This is a genomic window from Lysobacter sp. Root667 (assembly GCF_001427715.1).
Classification (GTDB): Bacteria; Pseudomonadota; Gammaproteobacteria; order Xanthomonadales; family Xanthomonadaceae; genus Lysobacter.
In genome coordinates, this window is the sequence record NZ_LMHF01000001.1 from 154,785 (window position 1) to 178,290 (window position 23,506).

Below are 23,506 nucleotides of genomic sequence, written 5' to 3' on the forward strand. Positions count from 1 at the left end.
TCGATGGCCTGGCGAACATGCGGACCATCACATCCGACTGGGGTTCAATCGCGGCTTACGCCGCTCCCACAGAATGCGAAGCAGGCCGCGATGCCCTGCGCAACCACGGTGTGATGGTACTGGGCGTGTCCTGCGATCAGCTGGCGGCGTCGCGGATGGAAAAATATGTGGCGGTGAAGCGCGGCGGCTTGCCGTAACGCCGCCGTGCGCAGCGCGGATACGCGGCGCTTTCTGCGGGAGCTGCGCCGGTGGGAGCGGTGTCTGTGGGAGCGGCGTAAGCCGCGATCGATGGCCCGGCGAGCAGGCGGACCATCGGACCCGCTTGGGGGTTCAATCGCGGCTTACGCCGCTCCCACAGAAAGCGGTGCGGGCGAATCGGGCCGCGTTGCGATCTCCAAAGCCGACAGCAAGGCCATAGCCTCGGCGCGATTGCCGCCGCACATGTCCATGGCCGGCCGCAGCGACGCGCAGAACGCGGGCCGCTCGGGTTTGCCGAACAGCTTGCAGCGCTCGTGTTCGTCGAGTTGGATGCAGCGCACGCCGGCGGGCTTGCCGTTGGGCATGCCCGGGATCGGGCTGGCGATGGAGGGTGCGGTGCAGCAGGCCCCGCAGCGTTCGCGGCAGTTCACGCGTGCGGACTCAAGCCGGCGCCTGGAACGGTTCGGCGGTGCGCACGGCGCGCAGCGGAATCGGGCCGTAAACGTGCGGATAGGCCTCGCCGCTGCGGGGGCTGAGGTCGTAACGCAGCGCCTCGCCCAGCGCCGCCGCATCCAGGTGCAGCAGCACCAGCTCGCCGCGGCCGCGCTGGTGGCGTTCGATCACGGCGGCCAGCTGCGCCTGGGTCGCGCAATGCAGGAAACCGTCGCGACGCAGCGCATCGGGCGCGTAGACGTCCGTCGATTGCGCCCGCGCCCAGTCGGCGGGATCGGCGAAGTGATAGACGGTGCCTGCGGGCGTGGCATCCGCAGGCGCGGCTTGCGTGGACACGGGCATCGCCTCAACAGGACGCGGCGCGCTCGACGGCGCTCATGCCGCCCGCGCCGGCCGCCGCACCAGGATCGCGGCGATCAGCAGCCCCATCGCGATCGCGTGGAGCAGGATGACCAGCGCACTGAAAGCGCCCATGCCCATCGCGAGCGAGGACGCCGATGGTTCGCCCTTCTGTTGCATCCACAGCAGCCAGACCTGGCCGCAAAGGCCCAGCAACGAGCCGAAGATGAACAAGCCGAAGCCCACGCTGGCGTAAACGCCGGCCGCGCCCAGCGCGGGCCGGCGCATCAGGCACAGCACCAGGCCGACCGTGCACACCAGCAGGTGCGGCGTGGCGTACAACACCGGGCCGAGCAGCATGGCGGATAGAGCTTTGGGGTCCATCGTCGTTTCCGTTATGTGCCGGCACGTCGGCACGGCCGCGCTTGGCGGCCGCACGCCGTGGGCGGCGGATCAGTCGGCGGTGACCAGGGCGTCGTCGCGTTCGCGCAGGGCGGCGTAGACCGGGTCGGTCTCCGGGCGTACCCGGTGCCAGCGTTCGAAGCTCTCGGCGGCCTGTTCGACCAGCATACCCAATCCGTCGATGCGGTCGTGCGCGCCGGCGGCCTTGGCCCAGGCCAGGAACGGGATCGCGACTTCGCCGTAGCTCAGGTCCACCGCGGCGGCGCGCGGGTTGGCCAGCGATATCGGCAGCGACGGCAGCTGTGCGTCGCGCGCGGCCGAGGTCGCGTTGACGATCAGGTCGAAGGTTCCCAGCGCGACCATGTCCTTCATGTAGCGCGGATGCACGCGGCCGGGCTGGCCCAGCGCGTCGGCCAGGGCATCGGCGCGCTCGGGCGTGCGGTTGACGATGTAGAGGTCGCCGATACCGGCATCGAGCAGGGCCGGGGCCACGCCGCGCGCGGCGCCGCCGGCGCCGATCAGCAGAGTGCGGCGCTCGCGCAGGTCCAGGCCGTGGCGGTCGGTGAGATCGCGGACCAGGCCGGCGCCGTCGGTGTTGTCGCCTTCCCAGCCGGTGGCGCTGCGGATCAGCGTGTTGGCGGCGCCGGCACGGCGCGCGCGTTCGCTCAGATGGGTGCAGATGCTGGCCGCGCGGGTCTTGTGCGGCAGGGTGATGTTGGCGCCCAGGCCGCCCTCGGCGGCGAACTCGGCCAGCAGCGCGTCGAACTGTTCCGGCGCGGCGTCGATGGCGACGTACTCCAGGGCGATCCCGAGCTGGCGTCCGAATGCGGCATGGATCCGCGGCGACAGCGAGTGCGCCACCGGGTGGCCGATCACCGCAAAACGTGGAATGGACATGGACAGCCTCGTTGGGGATGCTGATGGGGAATATTCAAGGGAGACGCACTATGCGGCGCGCCACGGCCTTGTCCGGCCTCAGTCTACTCTCCGGCCTGCTGCTGGCCATGCCCGCACTGGGCTTTCTGTCAGAGTTCGGCATCGAGGGCATGGGCGTGGTTTCCACGCCGTACAGCGAAGTGCGCGCCAGCGAGAGTCCCGACGGGCGGCGCGTCGTCTGGGGCAGCACCGACCGTCCCGGCGGCGCCGGCGGCTGGGACCTGTGGCAGGCCACGCTGAAGCAGGGCCGCTGGCAGGACCCGTCGCCCTTGCCGCTGAATACCGGCGCCAACGACTTCGACCCGTCGTTCAGCGCCGACGGCCGCTGGCTGTACTTCTTCTCCAACCGCTCCGGCGGACGCGGCGGCGACGATCTGTATCGCGCGCCGGTCCTCGCCGACGGCGGCTATGGCCCGGCCGAGAACCTGGGTGCGGGCGTGAACGGCCGCGGCGACGAGTGGGCGCCCACGCCCAGCCGCGACGGCAGGCATCTGCTGTTCGCCAGCGACAGCTTCGGCGGCGCCGGCCGCCACGACCTGTTCGTGGCCCGTTGGAACGGCAAGGCCTTTGTCGATCCCAAGCCGGTGGCCGGCGTGAACACGGCCGCCGATGAGTTCGACGCGGCCTGGCTCGGCGACGGCCGCGCGATCGTGTTCGCGCGTTCCAAAGACGTGGAGCAGCAACCGATCCGGCTGTATGTCGCCCAGTGCGAAGGCGCGAAGTATGCGGAGGCCACGCCGCTGGCCTTGTCGTTCAACGGCGAGGACGGTTACACCCTGGGTCCGGCGCTGGACTGGAACAAACCCGGCGAGTTGCTGATCACCGGCAGCGCCAAGTCGCCCAAGGCCGGCAAGATGGATATCTATCGGATGAAGGCGCCGACGGCGACGGGGCAGGTCGGTTGCGTCGCGCCATGAGCTGCGTGGCGATGCGGTTCGCCGCGCTCACCGCATCCTACATTGCGATCGAACGCGCGGTTCTATACGTTCCGGGAATACCGGTTCAAGCGGTCGCGGGGCTCATCGAGCCTCGCGACCATCAGCGTAGGATGCGGTGAGCGCAGCGAACCGCAGCGCCCGCCGCGTCGCTTACTTCGCCTCGCGCAACCAGCGCGCCGCATCCAGCGCGAAGTAGGTCAGGATACCGTCGGCGCCGGCGCGCTTGATCGAGGTCAGCGCTTCCAGCACGCAGCCCTTTTCGTCCAGCCAGCCGTTGTCGATCGCCGCGCGCAGCATCGCGTACTCGCCGCTGACCTGATAGACGAAGGTCGGCGCGCCGAACTCGTCCTTGGCGCGGCGCACGATGTCCAGGTAGGGCATGCCCGGCTTGACCATGATCATGTCGGCGCCCTCGTCGAGATCGAGCGCGATCTCGCGCATCGCTTCGTCGCTGTTGGCCGGGTCCATCTGATAGGTGTACTTGTTGCCCTTGCCGAGCGCGCCGGCGCTGCCGACCGCGTCGCGGAACGGGCCGTAGAAGCTCGACGCGTACTTGGCGCTATAGGCCAGGATGCGGGTGTGGATGTGGCCGTCGAGTTCCAGCGCCTCGCGGATCCGGCCGATGCGGCCGTCCATCATGTCGCTGGGCGCGACCACGTCGGCGCCGGCGACGGCGTGCGACAGCGCCTGCTTGACCAGGGCTTCGACGGTCTCGTCGTTCAGGACGTAGCCGCTGTCGTCGATCAGGCCGTCCTGGCCGTGGGTAGTGTAGGGGTCGAGGGCGACGTCGGTGATCACGCCCAGTTCCGGGAAGCGCTGCTTGAGCGCGCGCACCGCGCGCTGGCACAGGCCGTCCTCGTGCCAGGCGGCTTCGGCGGTCAGCGATTTGGCCTCCGGCGCGGTCACCGGAAACAGCGCCAGCGCGGGCACGCGCAGTTCGCTGGCCTGTTCGGCCACGCGCAGCAGTTCGTCGATCGACAGCCGCTCGATGCCCGGCATCGAGGCGACCGCGGCGCGGCCCTGCAGTTCGTGGACGAAGACCGGATAGATCAGGTCGTTCGCGGTCAGGACCGTCTCGCGCATCAGGCGCCGCGAGAACTCGTCGCGGCGCATCCGCCGCGGGCGTGTGTAGGGGTAGCTCATGGCGCGCTAGTTTACGCCTCGTCGCGCGCGGGCTGGGCGGCGGGATCGCGGATGCAGCGTTCTGCCACAGACGGCAAGGCCGGGCATCAGGCCCTTAGCCCCTCTCCCGCTGGCGGGAGAGGGGTTGGGGTGAGGGTGTTCACACCTTTAGCGCGCCGCGAGCCGGAGAAGGCATGCCCCGAACTAAGCCGAATACACCCGATACCTCAACGGCCGTACCCCGACCGCGCTTCCGATCGCCGGCACCACCGCATCCGGCGTCGCCGCCAGGTCCAACTCCAGCGATCGCGCCTGTCCGCCCAGTTGCAGCTCCAAGGTGATCCGGTCGGCCAGCCGATGCACGGCCAGCACGCGCGCGGCCAGGCCGTCGCCGGCTGCGCTCAAGGCCAGGTCGTGCGGCCGCAGGTACAGCCTGGCCGCGCCGTCGGCGACGCCCTCGGCCGGCAGTCGCAGCGCGTGGCCATCGATCGCGAACTGTCCGCGCTCCACGCGGCCGTCGATGCTGTTGGCGCGGCCGATGAAGTCGAACACATAGGCCGAAGCCGGCTCGCGGTAGATCTGTTCCGGCGTGCCGACCTGTTCGATGCGGCCGTCGCGAAGCACCACCACGCGGTCGGCCAGTTCCAGGGCTTCTTCCTGGTCGTGGGTGACGAACAGCGTGGTCTGTCCGGTCTGTTCGTGCAGACGACGCAGCCAGCGCCGCAGCTCGACCCGGACCTTGGCATCGAGCGCGCCGAAGGGCTCGTCCAGCAGCAGCACGGTCGGGTCGATCGCCAGCGCACGCGCCAGCGCGACGCGTTGCTTCTGGCCGCCGGACAATTGTTCGGGATAGCGGCCGCCGAGTTCCGGCAGTTGGATCAACGTCAGCAGCTCCTGCACCCGGCGCGCGATCGCGGCCTTGTCCGGGCGCCGGCTGCGCGGGCGGCTGCGCAGGCCGAAGGCGATGTTCTCGGCCACGGTCATGTGCTTGAACAATGCGTAGTGCTGGAACACGAAACCGACGTTGCGTTCGCGCAGGCTCAGGCGGGTGGCGTCGTCGTCGCCGAACAGCAGGCGGCCGCGATCGGGATGGAGCAGGCCGGCGATCACCCGCAGCAGCGTGGTCTTGCCCGAGCCCGACGGACCCAGCAGCGCGACCAGTTCGCCCGAGGCGATATCCAGATCGACCGCGTCCAGCGCGGCGACGTTCGCGTACTGCTTGCTGATGCCCTGGATGTGCAGGTCCATGCCTTTGCCTTGAACCGTCCCGGCGCCATGATGACCCAAGGCCGCGGCCGGCGGTAAGACATCGGCCGGCAGAGCCGCGCCCGGGTCCGCCGAGCGCCACTGCGCGGGGTCGTTCGCCCTCGCCGGATTCGCAACGATGAGATTCATTTCAATGCCGCCTGTGTGATTGCGCCAGGGCGTCGCCGTGGCGCGCTTCCAGCCAGAACTTGATGACCAGCGTGACCAGGGCCAGGCCGGCGAGCAGCGACGCGGCCGCGAACGCCGCGGTGCTGTCGAATTCGTTGTAGAGGATCTCGATATGCAGCGGCAGGGTATTGGTCAGGCCGCGGATATGCCCGGACACCACCGATACCGCGCCGAACTCGCCCATCGCGCGCGCGCCGCACAGCAGCACGCCGTAGAGCAGGCCCCATTTGATGTTGGGCAGGGTGACGCGGCGGAACATGGTCCAGGCGCCGGCGCCCAGCGAGCGCGCGGCCAGTTCCTCGTCGGCGCCCTGTTGCTGCATCAGCGGGATCAGTTCGCGCACCACGAACGGGAAGGTGATGAACAAGGTCGCCAGAACGATGCCGGGGCGCGCGAACAGGATCTTGATGTCGTACTGCGCCAGCAGCCCGGCGAACCAGCCGTGCGAGCCGAACAGCAGCACCAGGCACAGGCCGGCGACCACCGGCGAAACCGCGAACGGCAGGTCGATCAGGGCCAGCAGCACGCGCTTGCCGGCGAATTCGAAGCGGGTGACCGCCCAGGCGGTGAACACGCCGAACACCGCGTTGAGCGGAATCACGATCGCCGCGGTGAACAGGGTCAGCTTGAGCGCGGACAGGGCGTCGGGCTCCCGGAGCGCGGCGAACCAGACCCCGACGCCCTTGGCGAAGGCCGCGCCCAGCACCATCAGCAGCGGCATTACCACCAGCAGCGCCATCACCAGCACCGCCGACAGGATCAGGGTCCAGCGCAGCCATGCGGGCTCTTGCAGATCGTCGCGCTCGCGCACAGCGGAATGTTCACGGCTCACGGCGGCGCTCCCGGCGTTCGTGGGCGAACAGCGACGGAATCGCGTTGATCGCCAGCAGGCAGACGAAGGACGCGGCCAGCAGCAGCGCGGCGATCGCGATCGCGCCGTTGTAGTCGTATTCTTCGAGGCGGATGGTGATCAGCAGCGGCGCGATCTCGGTCTTGTAGGGCAGGTTGCCGGCGATGAAGATCACCGAGCCGTACTCGCCCAGGCCGCGCGCGAACGCCAGCGAGAAACCGGTCAGCAGCGCCGGCAGCAGTTCCGGCAGGATCACCCGGCGCAAGGTGGTCAGGCGCGAAGCGCCGAGCGAGGCCGCGGCTTCTTCCTGTTCGCGGCCCAGCGCTTCCAGCACCGGCTGTACTGTGCGCACCGCGAACGGCAGGCCGATGAACACCAGCGCGATCACGATGCCGGCCGGTGCGTAGGCGATCTTGAAACCGGCCGGCTCCAGCCAGCGCCCGACCCAGCCGTTGGAGGAATAGATCGCGGTCAGGGCGATGCCGGCCACCGCGGTCGGCAACGCGAACGGCAGATCGACCAGCGCATCGAGCAGGCGCCGGCCCGGAAAGCGATAACGCACCAGCACCCAGGCGATCAGCGCGCCGGCGAACAAGGCCAGCACCGAAGCCGCCAGGGCGGCGCCGAAGCTGAGCTTGAGCGAGGCCTGCACGCGCGGATCCTGGACCGCGCGCAACCAGCCGTCGGCGCCCAGGCCGGCGGCGCGGATGGTCAGCGCCGCCAGCGGCAGCAGCACCACCAGGCTCAGCCACGCCAGGCCCAGGCCGATGCTGAGGCCGAAGCCAGGCAGCGGCCGGCGCCAGCGCGATGCGGAGAGCGAAGGGAGGGCGATGGAGCTCATGGTCGGTCTTCTGGGTTCGCTTCCGGTATGCGGTTCTTGCTTGTTTTGCTGCTGCTCGTCATTCCCGCCTGCGCAGCAATGACGACTACGCAGTGCCGAAACCGCCCGGCACCGTGTTTCGCCCGATCGACCTCACTTCGGCTGATAGATCCGATCGAAGAAACCGCCATCGGCGAAGTGCTCGGCCTGCGCTTTCTTCCAGCCGCCGAACGCGTTGTCGATCGTGACCTGCTTGATCTCCGGGAACTGGCTCAACTCAGCCGCGGGCACCTTGTCCGGTTCGGCCGGACGGTAATGGTGCTTGGCGGCCAAACGCTGGCCCTGCGGCGTGTACAGGAAGCGCAGATAGGCTTCGGCCTGCTTGCGCGTGCCGTGCTTGGCCACGTTCTTGTCGACCCAGGCCACCGGCGGCTCGGCCTTGATGCTCAGGCTGGGCACGACGATCTCGTACTTGCCGCGGTTGCCGGGTTCGTCGAGGGTCAGCAAGGCTTCGTTTTCCCAAGCCAGCAGCACGTCGCCGATGCCGCGCTCGACGAAGGTGGTGGTCGAGCCGCGCGCGCCGGTATCCAGCACCGGCACGTTCTTGAACAGACGGGTGAGGTAGTCGACGACCTTGCCGCCGTCGCGGTACTGCTGCGAGGCCCAGGCCCAGGCGGCGAGGTAGTTCCAGCGCGCGCCGCCGGAGGTCTTGGGATTGGGCGTGATCACCGCCACGCCCGGCTTGACCAGGTCGCCCCAGTCGCGCACGCCCTTGGGATTGCCCTTGCGCACCAGGAACACGATGGTCGAGGTGTAGGGCGCGCTTTGGTGCGGCAGACGCGATTGCCAGTTCGCCGGCAGCAGCTTGCCGTTGCTGGCGATGGCGTCGATATCGGCGGCCAGCGCCAGGGTGACCACATCGGCTTCCAGGCCGTCGATCACCGAGCGCGCCTGCTTGCCCGAACCGCCGTGCGAGGCGCGGATCTTCAGGGTCTCGCCGGTCTGCTGTTTCCACTGCGCGGCGAAGGCGGTGTTGACCTCGGCGTAGAACTCGCGGGTCGGATCGTAGGAGACATTGAGCAATTCGACGTCTTTGGCCGCGGCCGGGCCGGCGACCAGCGCCAAGGCGACGACGAGCGAGGAAAGCATGATTTTCATGTGGCGATCTCTTTGCGTGGTGAAGCGTGCGCGAGTGAGGCGCGCGCCGATGGTGAGCATGCTCAGAAGGAGAATTGCGCCCGCGTGAAGAAAACCTTTTCGTCTTCGCGATCGGCGCCGGCCGGCGCGCCGCCCTCGAAGTCGGTCTGGATGTAGTTGGCGACCAGCTTGAAGTTGCCGGTCAGGTACCAGTTCAGGCCCAGGCCCCAGCTGCTGGCCTCGGATGCGACCGCGGCCGGATCGGCGAAACGAGGGAAGGCGTCGTCGTCGATGCTGAGGCGGCCATAGCGCGCGACCAGTTCCAGCGCGCCCCAGCCGGCGCCGCCGGGCGTGAACGGCTGGCTGGGTTTGACCACGCCCTTGTAGCTGGCGTCCTCGCCGGTGAGCACCCAGCCGGCGGTGAGCTGCCAGGCTTCGTGATCGAGCGTGTCGCGCACGTTGCCGGCCGGCAGCAGCAGCTGCTGGCGCGAACGGATGTATTCGCCGAGCAGGCCGAGCCGATTGCGGTAGTAGTAGGCCTGCGGCGACCAGCGGGTGTGTTCGCCGTCGGCCAGCACCGCGCTGCGGTAGTTGAAGAACGGGACCTGGCCCGGCGTGCGGTAGCGCGGCAGGAAGTTGTTGCCGGCGCCGCGCTTGTCGCCCTGGCTGGCGCCGACGCCGAAGCCCAGGCCGGACAGGGCGCCGCCGCTGTTCTTCCACGGTTCCACGAACACGCGGCCGATCAGGTCGAACTCGTTGTCGGGATTGGTGCTGGCGCCGTCGCGGCCGTCGGGCGCGCCGTTGAAGGCGCCGAGCGCGTAGCTGATCGCGCCGTCGGCGAACTCGCCCTGCAGCTGCACGCCCAGGTCGCGCACCGGCGCCAGTTCGCTGGCGAAGCCGCCCTCGACCATGGCGCCGGCGCTGCTGGACTGCAGCCGCTCCAGACCCAGCGGCACTTTGTAGCGGCCCACGCGCACGGTCGCGCGCGGGCTGAAACGCACGTCGACATAGGCGTCGTTGACGGTGGCGCTGTCCCCGGCCAGCTGCGCGCCAAGGCGGAACGCGAACAGCGGTCCCCAGCTGCCTTCGATGGTCGGCTCGACGCGGCGGAACAAGAAGCTGTCGTTCTGCGGGCTGCGCCGGTCGTCGATGAAGAAGCGGCCGTCGGCCTGGACCAGGGCGCGGACCTTCACTTCCAGATCGCCCGGCGGCGGCGACTTCACCGACAGGCCCTTGGCGGCGCTGAGGGTGACGGTCGGGGTGGAGGCCACGCGCGCGGCCTCGGCCTCGGCCTGCAGCTCCAGGCGGCGTTCGATCACGCGCAGGCGCTGGTCCAGGTCGGCCGGATCGACCGCGGCGCTGGTGCCGGCGTCGGCGGTTGCGGTACCCAGGCGTTGTTCGACCGCCTGCAGGCGGCGGGCCAGGTCTTCGACGTTGACTGCGGAGGATTGCGCTTGCGCCGGCAGCGCCAGCGCGCAGCCCAGTGCGCTCAGCAGCCAGGCGGGGGACGGTGTCGCGGTCGCAGGTCGCCGATGTCGATGGGGCATGGCGGATTCCTTGGGAAAGTGGGGTGAGAGTGCGTGGCGCGCGTGCGGCGAGGGCCTCAGTCCATCGAAGCCGGGTGCCGGCGACGACAGCGCAGCCGGCGCGCGCGCTGGGGACGCCCGCTCACCGCGGACGGCTCCGCACTTCTTCCACCCGCACGCGTTCGCTGCGGGTGATCTGCACGATCTGCGAGGCGTGCATCACCACTTCGACCTGGCCGTAGCCGATCTCGCGCAGCGCGGTCAGTACCGCGAACTCGCTGTCGCTGAGGTTGACGATGTTGACCGCGGGCTCCGCCTCGCTTGCGGGCGAGGCGGCCGGGTCGTGGCCGCGCGGTTTGCGTCGGGTTGCGTTCATGCCGCGTCTCCGCTCAGCAGCGGCGCGCCGTGGCCGCGCGCCAGCTCGCCCAGGCTGCAGCCGTCGAGCACCCGCGACAGCGCGTCGCGCGCCTCGCGCATCAGCGCGCGCAGCTCGCACTGCGCCGGGTCTGGGCAGTCGGCGCAGGCGCGGTAGGCGCTGACGCTGGCGCAACGCACCGGCGCCAGCGGACCGTCGATGGCGCGGATCAGGTCGCCGACCCGGATCTGTTCGGCCGGCCGCGCCAGGGCATGTCCGCCCTTCTGGCCGCGCCGGCTGTGGATGAAACCGGCCTCGCGCAGGTCGACCAGGATCGATTCCAGGAATTTTTCCGGCGCGCGGCTATGTTCGGCGATCGCCCGGGCCTGCAGCCGGCCGTCGTCGGCGCGCGCCAGCGCGCACATGGCGCGCAGTGCGTACTTCGCCTTCATCGTCAGCATTTCCTATTCGCCATGTAGGGAATAGAGCCGCAAAGCCGGGCGCGAAGGAAAAGGCGATGCGTCATCTGCATATGCCTGGGCGGCATGTGGCCGGTACGATGAGGCGATGCGACCCCTGCGCACCCTCCCGCCCCTGGCCCGCGCTTGCCTGATCGCGCTGGCGGCGCTGGCCGCGCTGTGCTGGCTGGGGCCGTGGCTGAGCGCCTACGACCCGCACACGCCGGATTGGGAGGCGCTGTCGGTCGCCCCCGGCACGGCCGGGCACTGGTTCGGCACCGACGCGATCGGCCGCGACGTCTATGCGCGCACCCTGGCCGGCGGGCGCCTGTCGCTGACCATCGGCCTGCTCGCCAGCGTGGTCGCGCTGGCGATCGGGCTGGGCTACGGCGCGATCGCCGGGCTCGCCGGCGGCCGGGTCGAGCGCGCCCTGCTGCGGGTGCTGGACGTGTTCTCGGCGCTGCCGTTCCTGCTGGTGGTGATCCTGCTGCTGACCTTGTTCGAGCGTTCGCTGGGGCTGCTGCTGGCGGCGATCGGCGGCTATGTCTGGATCGACCTGGCGCGGGTGATGCGGGCCGAGGCCGCGCGCCTGCGCGAGGCGCCGTTCGTGCTCGCGGCCCAGGCCGCCGGCGCCGATTTCGGCCAACGCCTGCGCTGGCACGTGCTGCCCAACCTGCTGCCGCTGGCCTTCGTCTATCTGGGGCTGATCCTGCCGCAGGCGATCCTGGTGGAAAGTTTTCTCGGTTTCCTCGGCTTGTCGGTCGACGAACCCTCGGCGAGCTGGGGCACGCTGTTGTCCGAAGGCGTGCAGGAACTCGACAGCGCACCGTGGACGCTGCTGTTCCCGGCCGGTTTCCTGGTCGCGACCCTGGCGACGTTCCAGTTCCTCGGCGACGGCCTGCGCGACTGGCTGGACGTGCGCGGCGAAAGCGAGGCCGCTGCGGCATGAGCACGACCCTGGCGCTGCAGGCGCTGACCGTCGATACCGGTGCGCGCCGGTTGCTCGGGCCCTTGGATCTGGAACTGCGCGCCGGCGAATGCCTGGGCGTGGTCGGCGAAAGCGGCAGCGGCAAAAGCCTGAGCGCATTGTCGTTGCTGGGCCTGCTGCCTCCGGGCCTGCGCGCCGAGGGCCGGCTGAGCGCGGACGGCGCGAGCATCGCCCTCGGGTCGCGCGCGCATGCGGCGCTGCGCGGCCGCGTGCTGGGCTGGGTGCCGCAGGACCCGCTTGCGGCGTTGCATCCCTTGCGCAGCGTCGGCGCGCAACTGGTCGAGACCGTGCGCGCGCTGCGGGCGTTGCCGCGCGCGGCGGCGCAGACCGAAGCGGCCGCCTTGCTGGCGCGCGTGCAACTGCCCGATCCGGTCGCGGCCCTGGCGCGTTATCCGCATCAGTTCTCCGGCGGACAGCGCCAGCGCATCGCCATCGCCTTGGCGCTGGCGACGCAGCCGCGCGTGCTGATCGCCGACGAGCCGACGTCCGCGTTGGACGCGCGCATCGCCCGCGAGATCCTCGACCTGCTCGACGACCTGCGCCGCCAGGACGGCCTGGCGCTGCTGCTGATCAGCCACGACCTGCCGCTGGTCGGCGCCTACGCGCAGCGGCTGGTGGTGCTGCAGCGCGGTCAGGCGGTCGAGCGCGGCGACACCCGCACGGTGTTCGCGGCGCCGCAGCACGCCTACACGCGCGAGTTGCTGGCCGCCGATACGATCGCGCCGGCCGCGCCGTCGACGATGGACGCGCCGGTGCTGCTGCGCGGCGAAGGCCTGCGCATGCGCTACCCGCGTGCGCCGCGTGCGGCGCTGGACGATGTCTCCCTGGAGCTGCGTCGCGGCGAAGGCCTGGCACTGGTCGGCGAGAGCGGCAGCGGCAAGAGCACGCTGGGCCGCGTTTTGTTGCGCTTGCTGCGCGGCGCGCAGGGCCGGGTGCTGTTGGACGGCATCGACCTGAGTGCGGCGGCGCCGCGTGCGTTGCGCGACTTGCGTGCGCGCACCGGTGTGGTATTCCAGGACCCGTATGCCTCGCTGGACCCGCGCATGCGCGTGGCCGAGCTGGTCGCCGAACCCTTGCGCATCCATGGCCGTGGCGACGCCGCCGCGCGTCGCGCGCGCGCCGGCGAGTTGTTGCAGGCGGTCGGATTGGAAGCGGCGATGCTGGACCGCTATCCGCACCAGTTCTCCGGAGGGCAACGCCAGCGCATCGCGATCGCGCGCGCGCTGGCGACCGATCCCGAGTTGCTGGTCTGCGACGAAGCGGTGTCGGCGTTGGACGCGCACCACCGCGGCGCGATCCTGGCCTTGCTGGCGACGCTCAAGCGCGAGCGCGGCCTGGCCTTGCTGTTCGTGACCCACGACCTCGCCGCGGCGGCCGCGGTGGCGGAGCGGATCGCGGTGCTGGAAGCCGGGCGTATCGTCGAGACCGGAGCGACCGCGCAGGTGCTGCGCGCGCCGCAGCATGCGCATACGCGGGCGCTGCTCGCGGCGCGACCGAAGGCGGCAGTGGCGTAGGAGCGGCGTAAGCCGCGACCGCGCTCCTTCGGCTACGACGCGGGTCGCGGCTTACGCCGCTCCTACCCCAACGGATTCGCGGGAGGTGATGCATCCGTATGCAATGTGCGAGCGACGCGGGTCGCGACTCGCGGCGACGACGCGCTTCGCCTGGGCTTCGATCGCGGCTCACGCCGCTCCCACAGAGATGAGTTGCGTCGCACTGCGCATACGCGGGCGCTGCTCGCGGCGCGACTGAAGACGGCTGTGGGGTAGGAGCGGCGTAAGCCGCGACCGCACTCCTTAGGCCACGACGCGGGTCGCGGCTTACGCCGCTCCTACCCCAACGGATTCGCGGGCGGTCGTGCATCCGTTCCGCGGGCGGTCGTGCATCCGTATGCGATGTGCGAGCGATACGGGTCGCGACTCGCAGCGACGAGGCTGCTATGCCTGGGGTTCGATCGCGGCTTACGCCGCTCCCACAAAAGAGGTTTGCGTCGCACAGGGCGGCTGCGAAAGCCGCCCTGTGGATCACGCCGCGCCGGGCGCGCTCAGATGATGCCGCCGCCCATCGACAAGCGGACGATGCCGACCACGATCACGATGGCGTTGAGCACCAGGCCGGCCTTGGCGCGGCCGCGCTTGGTTTCGCGGGTGAACAGGATGCCGACCGCGGCGATGATGGCGCCTACTGCCGCGAACGGAATCAGCAGCCAGTTGCCCCAGCCCAACAGCGGAATCAGGGCGATCACCATCCAGATCATGGCGAGGATGCCCCAAATCAGGCTGATCAGTCCCATCGTGCGGTCTCCCGTTCGGGCGCGGATGCGCTCAAGCCCATGATGCTGCCGGATCGCGGCGATTCAAGGGCCGACGGTCGCGTTCAGGGGGTGTCTTTCGGCACCCCTGGGGAGGCGGAGCGGGGCGCTGGCAGGGATGAGCGCAGCGGCGGGCGCGTTTTCCTGGCTTCACTAAGGAAGGGCAGGTTCGCCATGCGCGTGCAGGGGCGTGGTGGTGCGGTTCGCCTTTGGCTCACCGCACCCTACGTGCTTCGCGCTCTTCGCGTCGGAGCGGGAGGCTTGCGCCGGTGCGGTTCGCCTTGGGCGCACCGCACCCTGCGTCAGAGGTCGTGGACGCCGTCGATTTCCACGCGCAGTTCGCGCCGGCAGACCGCGGCCTGCAGCACGATGCGCTCGATGCCGGGCAGGCGTGCGTCCAGCGCGGCCATCACTGCCGGCACTTCCTCGCGGTCGCGCACGTAGACCTTCAGGCGCGCGCCGGCGCCGAAGCGCGCCGGCAGCGACGGCCGTTGCACGCGCGCGGCGGCGATCAGGCTGTCGAAGTTGGCCAGGGTTTCGTCGAGCTGGGTGTCGACCGAATCTATGTGGCGCGACTCGTGGCCGACGATCGCCGCGGTGCCCGACAGCAGCAGCGGTATCGCGCTACCGGCCGGCGGCAGCATCGCGCGGGCGAAGCTGGGCGGCTGCGGGCCGTACTGGCGCGGGTAGCGGTAGGCGCTGACCTGGCGCGGGTTCTCCAGCGGCGTGCCGGGCGTGCGCGAGGCCAGCCAGTACACCTGCAGGCGACGGGTTTGGCTGCCGTCGGCGACCTTGCCGATCGCGGTCGCGGCCGGCAGCTGGGCCGGATCGAAGTCGCCCAGGCCGGCGGCGCGGCCGACGCAGAACACGCGGTAGCGCTCGGCGTCGCCCTGGCCGACGGTGATGCCGTCGAGGTAATTCCAGATCCGCAGCAGGTGCCGGTAGCCGCGCTCGCGGGTGAATTCGGTCATGCGCGCGTAGATCGCCTCGGCGGCCGCGCCGAGGCCGTCGTTGACGTTCAGGCCCGGCGGTTCGTCGAGTTCGATCGCGCCGAACTGCAGCGCGCCATCCTCGGCCCAGACCAGGTCGCCGTCGCGGCCGCAGGCCACCGGCGCCGATCCGCGCCAGACTTCCAGGCGGGGCTCGCCGTAGGGCTCCAGGGCCACACGCACGTAACGCGGGTCGTCGTGATGCGGGGCGTCGGCGCCGAAGCCGAACACCGCCAGCACGTCGTCGTCGGCCAGCACGGTCGCCGGCGCGGCGTCGGTGTAATCGACGCTGTAGCGCGGCATCGGCGCCACCACGGTCGCGGCCGCGCTCACGGATTGCCCTGCTGCAGCGTGTCGCCGCGGAAGTCGACGTCGACCTGGCGTTTGCGCCGCAACCAGCCGCGCAGCGCCTGCGGCGCCATGCGGATCGCGGTCAGGGAATAGATCAGGCGGAACATGCGCAGGCGGCGCAGCACCGCCTGGTTGTCGAACACGTCGCCGGCCAGCATCGAGATGACCGCCTGCTCGATCTGCCAGTAATTGCGCGGCTCGTTGAACAGCGCGCGCATCACCGGCGTGGTGAAGCGGTAGATGAACCACTGGAAGTGCTTGAGGCCGCGCTTGAGGCGCTTGACCATCGCGCGTTGCAGCGCGGCTTCGCTGGCCGGATCGCGCAGCGCGCCGTCGACCACGTCGGCTGCCTGCTCGCCGCTGTTCATGCCCAGGTACACGCCGGAGGAGAACACCGGGTCGACGAAGGCGTAGGCGTCGCCGACCATGACCCAGCCCGGGCCGGTCATCTGGGTGCAGGTGTAGGAGTAGTTGCCGGTCACGTGGACCGCGCCGACCCGCTGCGCGCCCTGCATGCGCGCCCACACCTGCGGCTCGGATTCCAGGGTTTTCATCAGGAACGCCTCGGTCTCGCCGCGGCGCTGCTTGAGGTATTCGGGGAAGCACACCGCGCCGACGCTCATTACGTCCTGCTGCAGCGGGATCAGCCACATCCAGCCGTGCGGGAAGCGCTGCACGGTGATGTTGCCGGCGTCTTCGCCGTCGCGGCGCTCGACCCCGGTGAAGTGGCTGAAGATCGCCGCCGACTGGTGCAGCGGATTCTTCTTCTTGAGCTTGAGCTGGCTGCCGAAGAACGCGTCGCGGCCGCTGCCGTCGACGACGTAGCGCGGACGCACGCTCAGGGCGGAGCCGTCGGCGGCGCGCGCATGGACCACGGACGGACGGCCGTCGGCGCCGAACTCGACCTTTTCGACCTTGACCTGTTCGCGCGCGTCCACGCCGTTGGCCTGGGCGTTGCGGAACAGCAGTTGGTCGAACTCTTCGCGCTTGACCTGGTAGGCGTAGCCGAACTTCGGGTTCAGCGCGCGCTCGAAGCGGAAGGTGTTGTAGTTGCGCTCGTCGATCGGGAACTCGGCGCCGGGCTTGTGGGTGCCGATCGCCTTGACCTGCTCGAGCACGCCCAGGCGCTCGAGGATGGGCAGGTTCATCGGCAGCAGCGACTCGCCGATGTGGAAGCGCGGGTGCGCGTCCTTCTCCAGCAGCAGCACCTTCCAGCCCTTGCGGGCGAGCAGGGTCGCGGCGGTGGTGCCGGCGGGGCCGCCGCCGATGACCAGCACGTCGGGGCTGAGGGCCTCAGACTTGGGGTCCGCCGGGCCGGCGGCGTCGTTCAGGTTGTGGTCCGGGCGGGCGCCGGCGGGGCCGGGCGCAGGAATACTTGAGCTCATCCGCAGATGATAGCCCGCCGTTCGTGATCGCTGTCCCGGTCCCTCCGGCCGGACCGGCGGTTGCGCGCGGCCGCCCGATGCCGGATCGTGGCGCACCTTGCCGCCCGTAGTTGGATCGTCCGATGTCCGAACAAAGCCCCGCCGAACGCGAACTTGCGCAGCTCCTGGTCGAAAGCCTGAACCTGGAAGACGTCGATCCGGCGCAGATCGACCCCGAGGCGGCGTTATTCGGCGACGGCCTGGGCCTGGACTCGATCGACGCCCTGGAGCTGGCGCTGGCGGTGTCCAAGCAGTACGGCTTCCAGCTGCGCTCGGACAGCGACGAAAACCGCCGCATCTTCGGCTCGCTGCGCGCCCTGTCGGCGCACATCGAGCAGAGCCGGGCGGCCTGAGCGCCGCCGCGCCCGGCCCGTCGCCCGCCGCGGACGCCGAACCCCAGGCCATGACCGGCGCCGTGCTGCGGCTGCTGCTGGCGATCGCCTATCCGGCGCTCGCGCACTGGGCCAGCCACGACGGCGATGGCTGGCCGGCGGTGATCGCCCTGGTCGACCTGACCCTGATCGTGCAGATCGAGGCCTTGCTGCGGTTGCGCATCGGCGCCTGGCTGCTGTTCGCGGCCATCGTCGCGGCGCTGGCCGCGCTGGCCGGCACGATCTGGCCGCAACTGCTGCTGCTGGCGCCGCCGATGCTGTTCACCGGCGTCCTGGCGTGGTGGTTCGGGCGCAGCCTGCGCGCGCCGCGCGAGGGCCTGATCACCCGTATCGTCGCCGCCCTGGACGGCTGCGCGCCGCAACAGCTGCCGGCCGACGTCTACCGCTACTCGCGCAAGCTGACCGCGATCTGGGCCTGGCTGCTGGGCGGCCTGTCGCTGGCCAATACCGTGCTGGCGCTGATCGCGGTGCCCGGCGGGGTGCTGGCGCGGCTGGGGCATACGCCGCCGCTCGCGATCGGCCAGGACCAATGGTCGCTGTTCGCCAACTTGCTGAACTACGGCATCGTCGGCGGCTTCTTCATCGGCGAGTACCTGTTCCGCAAGCGCCTGTTCCAGAACCGCCCCTACCGCAACTTCTGGGATTTCCTGCGGCGCATGGCCGCGCTGGGGCCTTCGTTCTGGCGCAGCCTGTTCGATTGACGCCAGGATCGGCATGGCGCCGCGGCCGGGTGGCTTATCCTGTCGTTCGACCGATCCGCCGCCGAACATCGCCCGCATGCAATTCGTCATCGCCGCCGATCATCCCAGCCTGCCTGGGCATTTCCCCGGCCAGCCGGTGGTGCCGGGCGTGGTCGTGCTGGAGCGTGTGCTGGAGGCGATCGAATCCGGCCACGGGCCCCTGGCCGCGCTGCGCCTGCCGCAGGTGAAGTTCGCCCAGCCGCTGCTGCCGGGCGAAACCGCGCGCATCGAACTCGACGGCGCCGCGCCGCGCTGGCGCTTCCGGGTGCTGCGCGGCGAAACCCTGCTGGCCAGCGGCGAAGTCGTGGCCGCGCCGTGAACGCCGGGCACTGGAAGCAGCGCCCCGAGGGCGGCAGCCCGTTCGCGCTGTGGCTGATCGGCTGGATCGGCCGGCGCGGCGGACGCGGTCTGGCGCGGCTGTGCCTGTACCCGATCACCGCCTATTTCGTGGCCGTGCGCGGTCCCGAGCGACGCGCTTCGCGCGACTACCTCACGCGCGTGCTGGGCCGGGCGCCGAGCCTGTTCGAAATCGCCCGCCACATCCACACCTTCTCCGCGACCATCCTCGACCGCTTGTTCATGCTGGTCGGGCGGATGCAGTACTTCGACGTGCGCGTGAGCGGCCTGGACGCGATCCACGCCCAGCACGGACGCGGCGGCGCGCTGATCTTCGGTTCCCACCTGGGCAGCTTCGAGGCTTTGCGCGTGCTCGCGCGCAGCGCGCCGGAGGTGCAGGTGCGGGTGGTGTTCGACCGATCGCACAACCCGGCCATGACCCGGCTGCTGGATTCGCTGGACCCGCGCATCGCCGCCGGGGTGATCGACGCCGGCCAGGACGGTCCCTCGATCGTGCTGGCGGTGAAGCAGGCGCTGGACGAGGGCGCGCTGGTCGCGCTGCTGGTCGACCGCGCCCGCCCCGGCGAGCCCTGGCTGCGCACGCCGTTCCTGGGCACGCCGGCGCCGTTCCCGGTCGCGCCCTGGCTGGTCGCGGCGACCCTGAAGGCGCCGGTGCTGCTGGCTTTCGGCCTGTACCGCGGCGGCGCCCGCTACGATCTGGTGTTCGAGCCGTTCAGCGACGGATCGGCGATCGCACGCCAGGATCGGTCGCGTGCGCTGCCGGCGATGATCGAACGCTACGCCGCGCGCCTGCAGCACCACGCCTGCGACGCGCCCTACAACTGGTTCAACTTCTACGACTTCTGGCATGCCGATGACGCGGTTCAAGACAGCACAGCTCACGACGGCGCCGACCCGGGCGCGCACGACGATCCGGCCGCGGCGCTGGGCCTGGGCGCTGGCGCTGGCCTGCGCCGCCGGCTCGCTGTACGCCGCTCCCCCTGAGCCGGCCGCGGCGCCGACCCCCGACGCGGGCGCAGCGGTGGACCCGGACTGGATCCTGTCGCGGCTGGCGCAGCCGGCGGCGATGCGGACCTCGTTCGTCGAGATCCGCGGTTCGGCGCTGCTCAAGGCGCCGCTGCGGCTCAGCGGCGAGTACCAGCGGCTGGAAGACGACACCCTGATCCGCGACGTGCGCGCGCCGTATGCGGAAACCACCACCATCCGCGCCGGCGAAGTGAAGATCCAGCGCGCCGGCAAGGCCGCGCGCACCTTTTCGCTGTCGCGCGCGCCGGAACTGGCCGGCTTGCAGGCCAGCTTCGGCGCCCTGCTGGCCGGCGACCGCAAGCGCCTGGAACAGCACTACCGCGTCGCCGCCGAAGGCACGCACCAGCAATGGACCATGGTCCTGACGCCGCGCAGCAGCGCGGTCGCGGCCAAGCTGCAGGGCATCACCCTGCGCGGGCGCGGCGCCGAACTGCGCTGCATCGAAGCGCGCCCGGCGCGTTCGGACGCCAGCGGCGGGATCGAGCTGCAACGCACCCTGCTGGCCGGCGCCGCGCGCGAGGCCGCCGGCATCGTCGACGCCAGCCAGCTCGCCGCGCTGTGCCGCGGCCACGGCGCCGCGCAGCGATGACGCCAGCGCGTCGTCTTGCCCTCGCGCTGCTGTGGCTGGCCGCGCTCGCGCTCGCGGGCTGGGCGATCAGCCAGCGCCTGCAACTCAGCGGCGACCTGCGCCGCTTCATGCCCAGCGCGCAGACCCCGGCGCAGAAGCTGCTGATCGACGAACTCGGCGAAGGCCCGGGCTCGCGCCTGCTGCTGGTGGCCTTGTCCGGCGATACGCCGCAGGCGCTGGCCGCGCAGTCCGAGGCGATGCGCAATGCGCTGGCGACGAAGCCGGAATTCAAACTGGTCGCCAACGGCGCCGACCTCGGTCTGGATGCGATCCCCGAACGCCTGCGTCCCTACCGTTATCTGTTGTCGCCGACGCTGGATACGAATCTCTTCGACGCGGCCTACCTCGGCGACGAACTGCAGGCGCGGGTGCAGGACCTGGGCTCGCCGGCTTCGGCGATGCTGGAACCGCTGCTGCCGAACGATCCGACCCTGGAAACCCTGAAGCTGGCCGAGGCCTGGCAGCCGGCGAACGCGCCGCAGCGTTTGCATGGGGTCTGGTTCGACCGCGCCGGTCGCGAAGCGCTGCTGGCGCTGGAAACCCGCGCCGCGGGCTTCGATCCCACCGGCCAGCAGGCCGCGATCGACGCGATCCGCGCCGCGTTCGCGCAGGCGCGCGGCGCGTCGAAGTCGCAACTCACCCTGAGCGGGCCGGGCGCCTTCTCGGTCGAGATCGGCGGCCGCACCGCGCGCGAGGCCAGCCTGATCGGCACCATCGACAGCCTGGTGTTCGTACTGCTGCTGTGGCTGGCCTACCGCAGCTGGAAGGCGCCGCTGCTCGGCGGCCTGCCGCTGGCCAGCGCCGGCCTGGCCGGGCTGGGCGCGGTCGCGCTGCTGTTCGACGGCGTGCACGGCATCACCGTCGCGTTCGGCTTCACCCTGATCGGCGTCGCCCAGGACTACCCGATCCACCTCTTCAGTCATCAGCGTCCTGGCCTGTCGCCCTGGGCCAGCGCGCGCGCGCTGTGGCCGACCCTGGGCACCGGCGTGGCCTCGACCTGCATCGCCTACCTGACCTTCATGGTCTCCGGCGTCGACGGGTTGAAGCAGCTGGCGGTGTTCACCATCGTCGGCCTGGGCACGGCTGCGTTGACGACGCGCTTCGTGCTGCCGGCGCTGATCGATCCTTCGCCGCGCGACGCCGCCGGTTCGGCCTGGCTGGCGCGCGCCTGGGCCGCTCTTGCGCGGCTGCCGCGGCTGCGCGGCATCGGCATCGCGCTGCTGGCCGCGCTGGCGCTGGCCCTGGCCTGGCTGGCGCCGGGCCCGTTCTGGCAGAACGATCTGGCCAAGCTCACTCCGGTGCCGGCCGACGCGCTCGCGCGCGACGCGCAACTGCGCGGCGAACTCGGCGCGCCCGACGTGCGCTACGTGATCGCGCTGGAAGCCGGCGACGCCGAAGCCGCGTTGCGCGGTTCCGAAGGCCTGCTGCCGGCCCTGGACCGGCTGCGCGCGCAGGGCGCGATCGCCGGCTACGACCTGGCCGCGCGCTACCTGCCCAGCGCCGCGACCCAGCGCGCGCGCCAGATCAAGTTGCCGGGTGCGGCCACCCTGGACGCGGCGCTGGCCAGCGCGGTCGCCGACAGCCCGTTCCGCGCCGATGCCTTCGCCGGCTTCGCCGCCGATGTCGCCGCCGCGCGCAGCGCGCCGCCGCTGACCGCGGCCGATCTCGACGGCACCCCGCTCGCGGCCAGCGTCGCCGGTCTGCTGCTGCAGCGGCCCGGCCACGCCACCGCGCTGGTGTCGTTGAGCGGCTTGAACGATCCGGCCGCGGTCGCGCGCATCGCCACCGCGCACGGCGCGCAGCTGCTGGACTTGAAGCAAGCCTCCGAATCGCTGGTCGCCGCCTACCGCGGTCGCGTGCTGTGGGCGCTGGCGCTGGCGGCGGTGCTGCTGGCGGCGACGGTGTGGATCGCGCTGCGCTCGCCGCGGCGGGTGCTGCGGGTGCTGGCGCCGATGGCGCTGACCACGCTGCTGATCCTGGCGGTGCTGCGCGGCCTGGGCGTCGAACTCAACCTGTTCCACCTGGTCGCGCTGATCCTGGCCGCGGGCCTGGGCCTGGACTATGCGCTGTTCTTCGACCATGCCGGCGACGACTACGCCGAACAACTGCGCACCCTGCACGCGGTGATCGTCTGCAGCCTGACCACCTTGCTGGTGTTCGCCTTGCTGGCGCTGTCGTCGATCCCGGTGCTGCGCGCGATCGGCGCCACGGTCGCGCTGGGCGTGGCCTTCAACTTCGTGCTCGCGCTGCTGATCGTGCGCGAGCCGGCGACCATGCAGGGCGACGCCGATGCGCACGCGTGAGGCGATCGCCGCGCTGATCCCGCACCAGGGCGCGATGTGCCTGTGGGAAGAAGTGCTGGACTGGGACGCCGACAGCATCCGTCTGCGCAGCCACGGCCACCGCGATCCGGCGCACCCGTTGCGCAGCGGCGGCCGCCTGCGCGCGGTGCATCTGTGCGAGTACGGCGCCCAGGCGATGGCGGTGCACGGCGGCCTGCTCGCGCGCGACGCCGGCACGACCGCGCGACCCGGTCTGCTGGTCGCCCTGCGCGGCGTCGAACTGCAGCGCGCGCGCATCGACGACCTGCCCGGCGCGATCGAAGCGCAGGCGCGCAAGCTGATCGACGGCGGCGGCAGCTGGCAGTACGAGTTCGCCCTGCACCACGACGGCGTCCTGCTCGCCTCGGGCCGGGCGGCGGTGATGCTGCGCCCGGACTGAGCGTTCACGGCGCCGGCGGCGGCGCGTTCCAGGTAGGTATCGCGCGCGTTCGCGCACCGCCGGAGAGCCGCCATGGCCATCGAATTCGAGCTGCTGAGCGTGGAGCCGTACCAGGCCGCGGGCCAGTTCGGTCACACCTTCACCCTGCGCATCGCCCTGGAACAGCGCGACAACGCGCGCCTGAACTGGATCGAGCGCAGCGACCGTCCCTATGTGGCCGGCATGGAGCCCGACACCTGGACCGACCTGTACCAGCTGGTGCATGGCCAGTCGACGGTGTTCAACGGCTGGAACGAGTCCCAGGACGACAGCGGCGCGGTCACGGTGAGCTTCGTGGATCCGCCGTCGATGCGGATGGAGCCGTACGCGAGGCGCACGCTGGAATTCTGGATCGTGGTCCTGGACGGCAACGGCGACGACTGGGCGGTGTGGCAGGGCACCCAGGAACTGGCCTGCACCGACACCGGCGCAATCAGCACCCAGACCCTGGTCCAGACCGGCAACAGCAGCGGCGACGACGGCGATCCGCCGTATCCGGAAGGGTTCGCGCCCTACTGAAGCGCACCGTACTGAAGCCTGCCGCTTCCTCCGTGGCCGCGCTGCGCGGACAA

Annotated in this window: 27 protein-coding genes; 12 read left to right on the forward strand and 15 right to left on the reverse strand. The window is 70.9% G+C overall.

The window, feature by feature from the left end:
* Positions 1–17: 17 nt before the first annotated feature.
* Positions 18–197, forward strand: coding sequence for a hypothetical protein (locus ASD78_RS20375; protein WP_156087510.1), 180 nt, complete (start codon positions 18–20; stop codon positions 195–197).
* Between the two features lie 144 nt (positions 198–341).
* On the opposite strand, the gene ASD78_RS20380 is transcribed toward ASD78_RS20375, so the two are convergent.
* From ASD78_RS20380 to aroE, 4 genes are all read right to left on the reverse strand, one after another.
* Positions 342–629, reverse strand: a complete 288-nt coding sequence (locus tag ASD78_RS20380; RefSeq protein WP_235566412.1) for a YkgJ family cysteine cluster protein — start codon at positions 627–629, stop codon at positions 342–344.
* 10 nt (positions 630–639) lie between these two features.
* The gene (locus tag ASD78_RS21310) at positions 640–987 is read right to left on the reverse strand and encodes a DUF952 domain-containing protein (protein WP_162250105.1); all 348 of its coding nucleotides are present in this window, start codon (positions 985–987) and stop codon (positions 640–642) included.
* A 39-nt stretch (positions 988–1,026) separates the two neighbouring features.
* Complete coding sequence (locus ASD78_RS00690; RefSeq protein ID WP_156087512.1) at positions 1,027–1,374, reverse strand: hypothetical protein; 348 nt, start codon at positions 1,372–1,374, stop codon at positions 1,027–1,029.
* A gap of 69 nt (positions 1,375–1,443) precedes the next feature.
* Positions 1,444–2,289: a shikimate dehydrogenase gene (gene aroE, locus ASD78_RS00695; RefSeq protein ID WP_056097735.1), complete on the reverse strand. Its 846-nt coding sequence runs from the start codon at positions 2,287–2,289 to the stop codon at positions 1,444–1,446.
* A 50-nt stretch (positions 2,290–2,339) separates the two neighbouring features.
* On the opposite strand from aroE, the gene ASD78_RS00700 reads away from it, so the two are divergent.
* On the forward strand, positions 2,340–3,245 hold the full coding sequence (locus tag ASD78_RS00700; protein WP_056097736.1) for a PD40 domain-containing protein: 906 nt from the start codon (positions 2,340–2,342) through the stop codon (positions 3,243–3,245).
* Between the two features lie 171 nt (positions 3,246–3,416).
* Here the strand turns inward: ASD78_RS00700 and hemB are convergent, their stop codons facing one another.
* The 8 genes from hemB to ASD78_RS00740 form a co-directional block, all read right to left on the reverse strand.
* Positions 3,417–4,409 (reverse strand): porphobilinogen synthase, encoded by a 993-nt coding sequence (hemB, locus tag ASD78_RS00705; protein WP_055907587.1) that lies wholly within the window; start codon positions 4,407–4,409, stop codon positions 3,417–3,419.
* A gap of 183 nt (positions 4,410–4,592) precedes the next feature.
* On the reverse strand, positions 4,593–5,636 hold the full coding sequence (locus tag ASD78_RS00710) for a sulfate/molybdate ABC transporter ATP-binding protein (protein ID WP_056097737.1): 1,044 nt from the start codon (positions 5,634–5,636) through the stop codon (positions 4,593–4,595).
* 148 nt (positions 5,637–5,784) lie between these two features.
* Positions 5,785–6,654 (reverse strand): sulfate ABC transporter permease subunit CysW, encoded by an 870-nt coding sequence (gene cysW, locus ASD78_RS00715; protein WP_056097738.1) that lies wholly within the window; start codon positions 6,652–6,654, stop codon positions 5,785–5,787.
* A complete protein-coding gene (gene cysT / locus ASD78_RS00720; protein ID WP_055907595.1) occupies positions 6,644–7,513 on the reverse strand; it encodes a sulfate ABC transporter permease subunit CysT in 870 nt (289 codons plus the stop codon). The genes cysW and cysT overlap by 11 nt, the downstream gene beginning before the upstream one ends.
* A gap of 132 nt (positions 7,514–7,645) precedes the next feature.
* On the reverse strand, positions 7,646–8,650 hold the full coding sequence (locus tag ASD78_RS00725) for a sulfate ABC transporter substrate-binding protein (protein ID WP_055907597.1): 1,005 nt from the start codon (positions 8,648–8,650) through the stop codon (positions 7,646–7,648).
* Positions 8,651–8,712: 62 nt separating this feature from the next.
* Positions 8,713–10,176 (reverse strand): porin, encoded by a 1,464-nt coding sequence (locus ASD78_RS00730; protein ID WP_056097739.1) that lies wholly within the window; start codon positions 10,174–10,176, stop codon positions 8,713–8,715.
* A gap of 121 nt (positions 10,177–10,297) precedes the next feature.
* Positions 10,298–10,531, reverse strand: coding sequence for a DUF2292 domain-containing protein (locus ASD78_RS00735; RefSeq protein ID WP_056097740.1), 234 nt, complete (start codon positions 10,529–10,531; stop codon positions 10,298–10,300).
* The gene (locus ASD78_RS00740; RefSeq protein WP_055907608.1) at positions 10,528–10,971 is read right to left on the reverse strand and encodes an Rrf2 family transcriptional regulator; all 444 of its coding nucleotides are present in this window, start codon (positions 10,969–10,971) and stop codon (positions 10,528–10,530) included. Before ASD78_RS00740 ends, ASD78_RS00735 begins: the two co-directional genes overlap by 4 nt.
* A gap of 106 nt (positions 10,972–11,077) precedes the next feature.
* Between ASD78_RS00740 and ASD78_RS00745 the strand changes: the two genes are divergently transcribed.
* On the forward strand, positions 11,078–11,917 hold the full coding sequence (locus tag ASD78_RS00745) for an ABC transporter permease (RefSeq protein ID WP_055907611.1): 840 nt from the start codon (positions 11,078–11,080) through the stop codon (positions 11,915–11,917).
* Positions 11,914–13,470, forward strand: a complete 1,557-nt coding sequence (locus ASD78_RS00750; RefSeq protein WP_056097741.1) for an ABC transporter ATP-binding protein — start codon at positions 11,914–11,916, stop codon at positions 13,468–13,470. The genes ASD78_RS00745 and ASD78_RS00750 overlap by 4 nt, the downstream gene beginning before the upstream one ends.
* A gap of 530 nt (positions 13,471–14,000) precedes the next feature.
* Here ASD78_RS00750 and ASD78_RS00755 read toward each other — a convergent pair.
* The 3 genes from ASD78_RS00755 to ASD78_RS00765 form a co-directional block, all read right to left on the reverse strand.
* On the reverse strand, positions 14,001–14,249 hold the full coding sequence (locus tag ASD78_RS00755) for a hypothetical protein (protein WP_055907617.1): 249 nt from the start codon (positions 14,247–14,249) through the stop codon (positions 14,001–14,003).
* A 320-nt stretch (positions 14,250–14,569) separates the two neighbouring features.
* On the reverse strand, positions 14,570–15,559 hold the full coding sequence (locus tag ASD78_RS00760; protein ID WP_055908485.1) for a hypothetical protein: 990 nt from the start codon (positions 15,557–15,559) through the stop codon (positions 14,570–14,572).
* 26 nt (positions 15,560–15,585) lie between these two features.
* Positions 15,586–16,992, reverse strand: coding sequence for an NAD(P)/FAD-dependent oxidoreductase (locus ASD78_RS00765; protein ID WP_082575360.1), 1,407 nt, complete (start codon positions 16,990–16,992; stop codon positions 15,586–15,588).
* Between the two features lie 122 nt (positions 16,993–17,114).
* Here ASD78_RS00765 and ASD78_RS00770 point away from each other — a divergent pair, with 122 nt between their 5' ends.
* The 8 genes from ASD78_RS00770 (at position 17,115) to ASD78_RS00805 (ending at position 23,453) form a co-directional block, all read left to right on the forward strand.
* Positions 17,115–17,384, forward strand: coding sequence for a phosphopantetheine-binding protein (locus ASD78_RS00770; protein WP_055907620.1), 270 nt, complete (start codon positions 17,115–17,117; stop codon positions 17,382–17,384).
* A gap of 50 nt (positions 17,385–17,434) precedes the next feature.
* Positions 17,435–18,124, forward strand: coding sequence for a hypothetical protein (locus ASD78_RS00775; RefSeq protein WP_056097742.1), 690 nt, complete (start codon positions 17,435–17,437; stop codon positions 18,122–18,124).
* Between the two features lie 76 nt (positions 18,125–18,200).
* The gene (locus tag ASD78_RS00780; protein WP_055907626.1) at positions 18,201–18,482 is read left to right on the forward strand and encodes a dehydratase; all 282 of its coding nucleotides are present in this window, start codon (positions 18,201–18,203) and stop codon (positions 18,480–18,482) included.
* The gene (locus tag ASD78_RS00785; protein WP_055907629.1) at positions 18,479–19,504 is read left to right on the forward strand and encodes an acyltransferase; all 1,026 of its coding nucleotides are present in this window, start codon (positions 18,479–18,481) and stop codon (positions 19,502–19,504) included. Before ASD78_RS00780 ends, ASD78_RS00785 begins: the two co-directional genes overlap by 4 nt.
* 37 nt (positions 19,505–19,541) lie before the next feature.
* The gene (locus tag ASD78_RS00790; RefSeq protein WP_235566413.1) at positions 19,542–20,135 is read left to right on the forward strand and encodes a LolA-related protein; all 594 of its coding nucleotides are present in this window, start codon (positions 19,542–19,544) and stop codon (positions 20,133–20,135) included.
* On the forward strand, positions 20,132–22,477 hold the full coding sequence (locus ASD78_RS00795; protein ID WP_056097743.1) for an MMPL family transporter: 2,346 nt from the start codon (positions 20,132–20,134) through the stop codon (positions 22,475–22,477). The genes ASD78_RS00790 and ASD78_RS00795 overlap by 4 nt, the downstream gene beginning before the upstream one ends.
* Entirely contained in the window at positions 22,464–22,895 is a 432-nt protein-coding gene (locus tag ASD78_RS00800) for a hypothetical protein (RefSeq protein ID WP_055907632.1), read from the forward strand. Before ASD78_RS00795 ends, ASD78_RS00800 begins: the two co-directional genes overlap by 14 nt.
* A 72-nt stretch (positions 22,896–22,967) precedes the next feature.
* Positions 22,968–23,453: a hypothetical protein gene (locus ASD78_RS00805; protein WP_056097744.1), complete on the forward strand. Its 486-nt coding sequence runs from the start codon at positions 22,968–22,970 to the stop codon at positions 23,451–23,453.
* The last annotated feature ends 53 nt before the right edge of the window (positions 23,454–23,506 follow it).

Excerpts from the sequence above, each read along its gene's own strand:
- aroE (WP_056097735.1), bottom strand. The coding sequence starts at position 2,289 with ATGTCCATTCCACGTTTTGCGGTGATCGGCCACCCGGTGGCGCACTCG.
- ASD78_RS00800 (WP_055907632.1), top strand. The coding sequence starts at position 22,464 with ATGCGCACGCGTGAGGCGATCGCCGCGCTGATCCCGCACCAGGGCGCG.
- ASD78_RS00780 (WP_055907626.1), top strand. The coding sequence starts at position 18,201 with ATGCAATTCGTCATCGCCGCCGATCATCCCAGCCTGCCTGGGCATTTC.
- ASD78_RS00770 (WP_055907620.1), top strand. The coding sequence starts at position 17,115 with ATGTCCGAACAAAGCCCCGCCGAACGCGAACTTGCGCAGCTCCTGGTC.
- ASD78_RS00795 (WP_056097743.1), top strand. The coding sequence starts at position 20,132 with ATGACGCCAGCGCGTCGTCTTGCCCTCGCGCTGCTGTGGCTGGCCGCG.
- hemB (WP_055907587.1), bottom strand. The coding sequence starts at position 4,409 with ATGAGCTACCCCTACACACGCCCGCGGCGGATGCGCCGCGACGAGTTC.
- ASD78_RS00765 (WP_082575360.1), bottom strand. The coding sequence starts at position 16,992 with ATGAGCTCAAGTATTCCTGCGCCCGGCCCCGCCGGCGCCCGCCCGGAC.
- cysT (WP_055907595.1), bottom strand. The coding sequence starts at position 7,513 with ATGAGCTCCATCGCCCTCCCTTCGCTCTCCGCATCGCGCTGGCGCCGG.
- ASD78_RS00690 (WP_156087512.1), bottom strand. The coding sequence starts at position 1,374 with ATGGACCCCAAAGCTCTATCCGCCATGCTGCTCGGCCCGGTGTTGTAC.
- ASD78_RS00775 (WP_056097742.1), top strand. The coding sequence starts at position 17,435 with ATGACCGGCGCCGTGCTGCGGCTGCTGCTGGCGATCGCCTATCCGGCG.
- ASD78_RS00730 (WP_056097739.1), bottom strand. The coding sequence starts at position 10,176 with ATGCCCCATCGACATCGGCGACCTGCGACCGCGACACCGTCCCCCGCC.
- ASD78_RS00735 (WP_056097740.1), bottom strand. The coding sequence starts at position 10,531 with ATGAACGCAACCCGACGCAAACCGCGCGGCCACGACCCGGCCGCCTCG.
- ASD78_RS00750 (WP_056097741.1), top strand. The coding sequence starts at position 11,914 with ATGAGCACGACCCTGGCGCTGCAGGCGCTGACCGTCGATACCGGTGCG.
- ASD78_RS00740 (WP_055907608.1), bottom strand. The coding sequence starts at position 10,971 with ATGCTGACGATGAAGGCGAAGTACGCACTGCGCGCCATGTGCGCGCTG.
- ASD78_RS00710 (WP_056097737.1), bottom strand. The coding sequence starts at position 5,636 with ATGGACCTGCACATCCAGGGCATCAGCAAGCAGTACGCGAACGTCGCC.
- ASD78_RS00805 (WP_056097744.1), top strand. The coding sequence starts at position 22,968 with ATGGCCATCGAATTCGAGCTGCTGAGCGTGGAGCCGTACCAGGCCGCG.
- ASD78_RS00725 (WP_055907597.1), bottom strand. The coding sequence starts at position 8,650 with ATGAAAATCATGCTTTCCTCGCTCGTCGTCGCCTTGGCGCTGGTCGCC.
- ASD78_RS00745 (WP_055907611.1), top strand. The coding sequence starts at position 11,078 with ATGCGACCCCTGCGCACCCTCCCGCCCCTGGCCCGCGCTTGCCTGATC.
- ASD78_RS00755 (WP_055907617.1), bottom strand. The coding sequence starts at position 14,249 with ATGGGACTGATCAGCCTGATTTGGGGCATCCTCGCCATGATCTGGATG.
- ASD78_RS20375 (WP_156087510.1), top strand. The coding sequence starts at position 18 with ATGCGGACCATCACATCCGACTGGGGTTCAATCGCGGCTTACGCCGCT.
- ASD78_RS00700 (WP_056097736.1), top strand. The coding sequence starts at position 2,340 with ATGCGGCGCGCCACGGCCTTGTCCGGCCTCAGTCTACTCTCCGGCCTG.
- ASD78_RS00760 (WP_055908485.1), bottom strand. The coding sequence starts at position 15,559 with ATGCCGCGCTACAGCGTCGATTACACCGACGCCGCGCCGGCGACCGTG.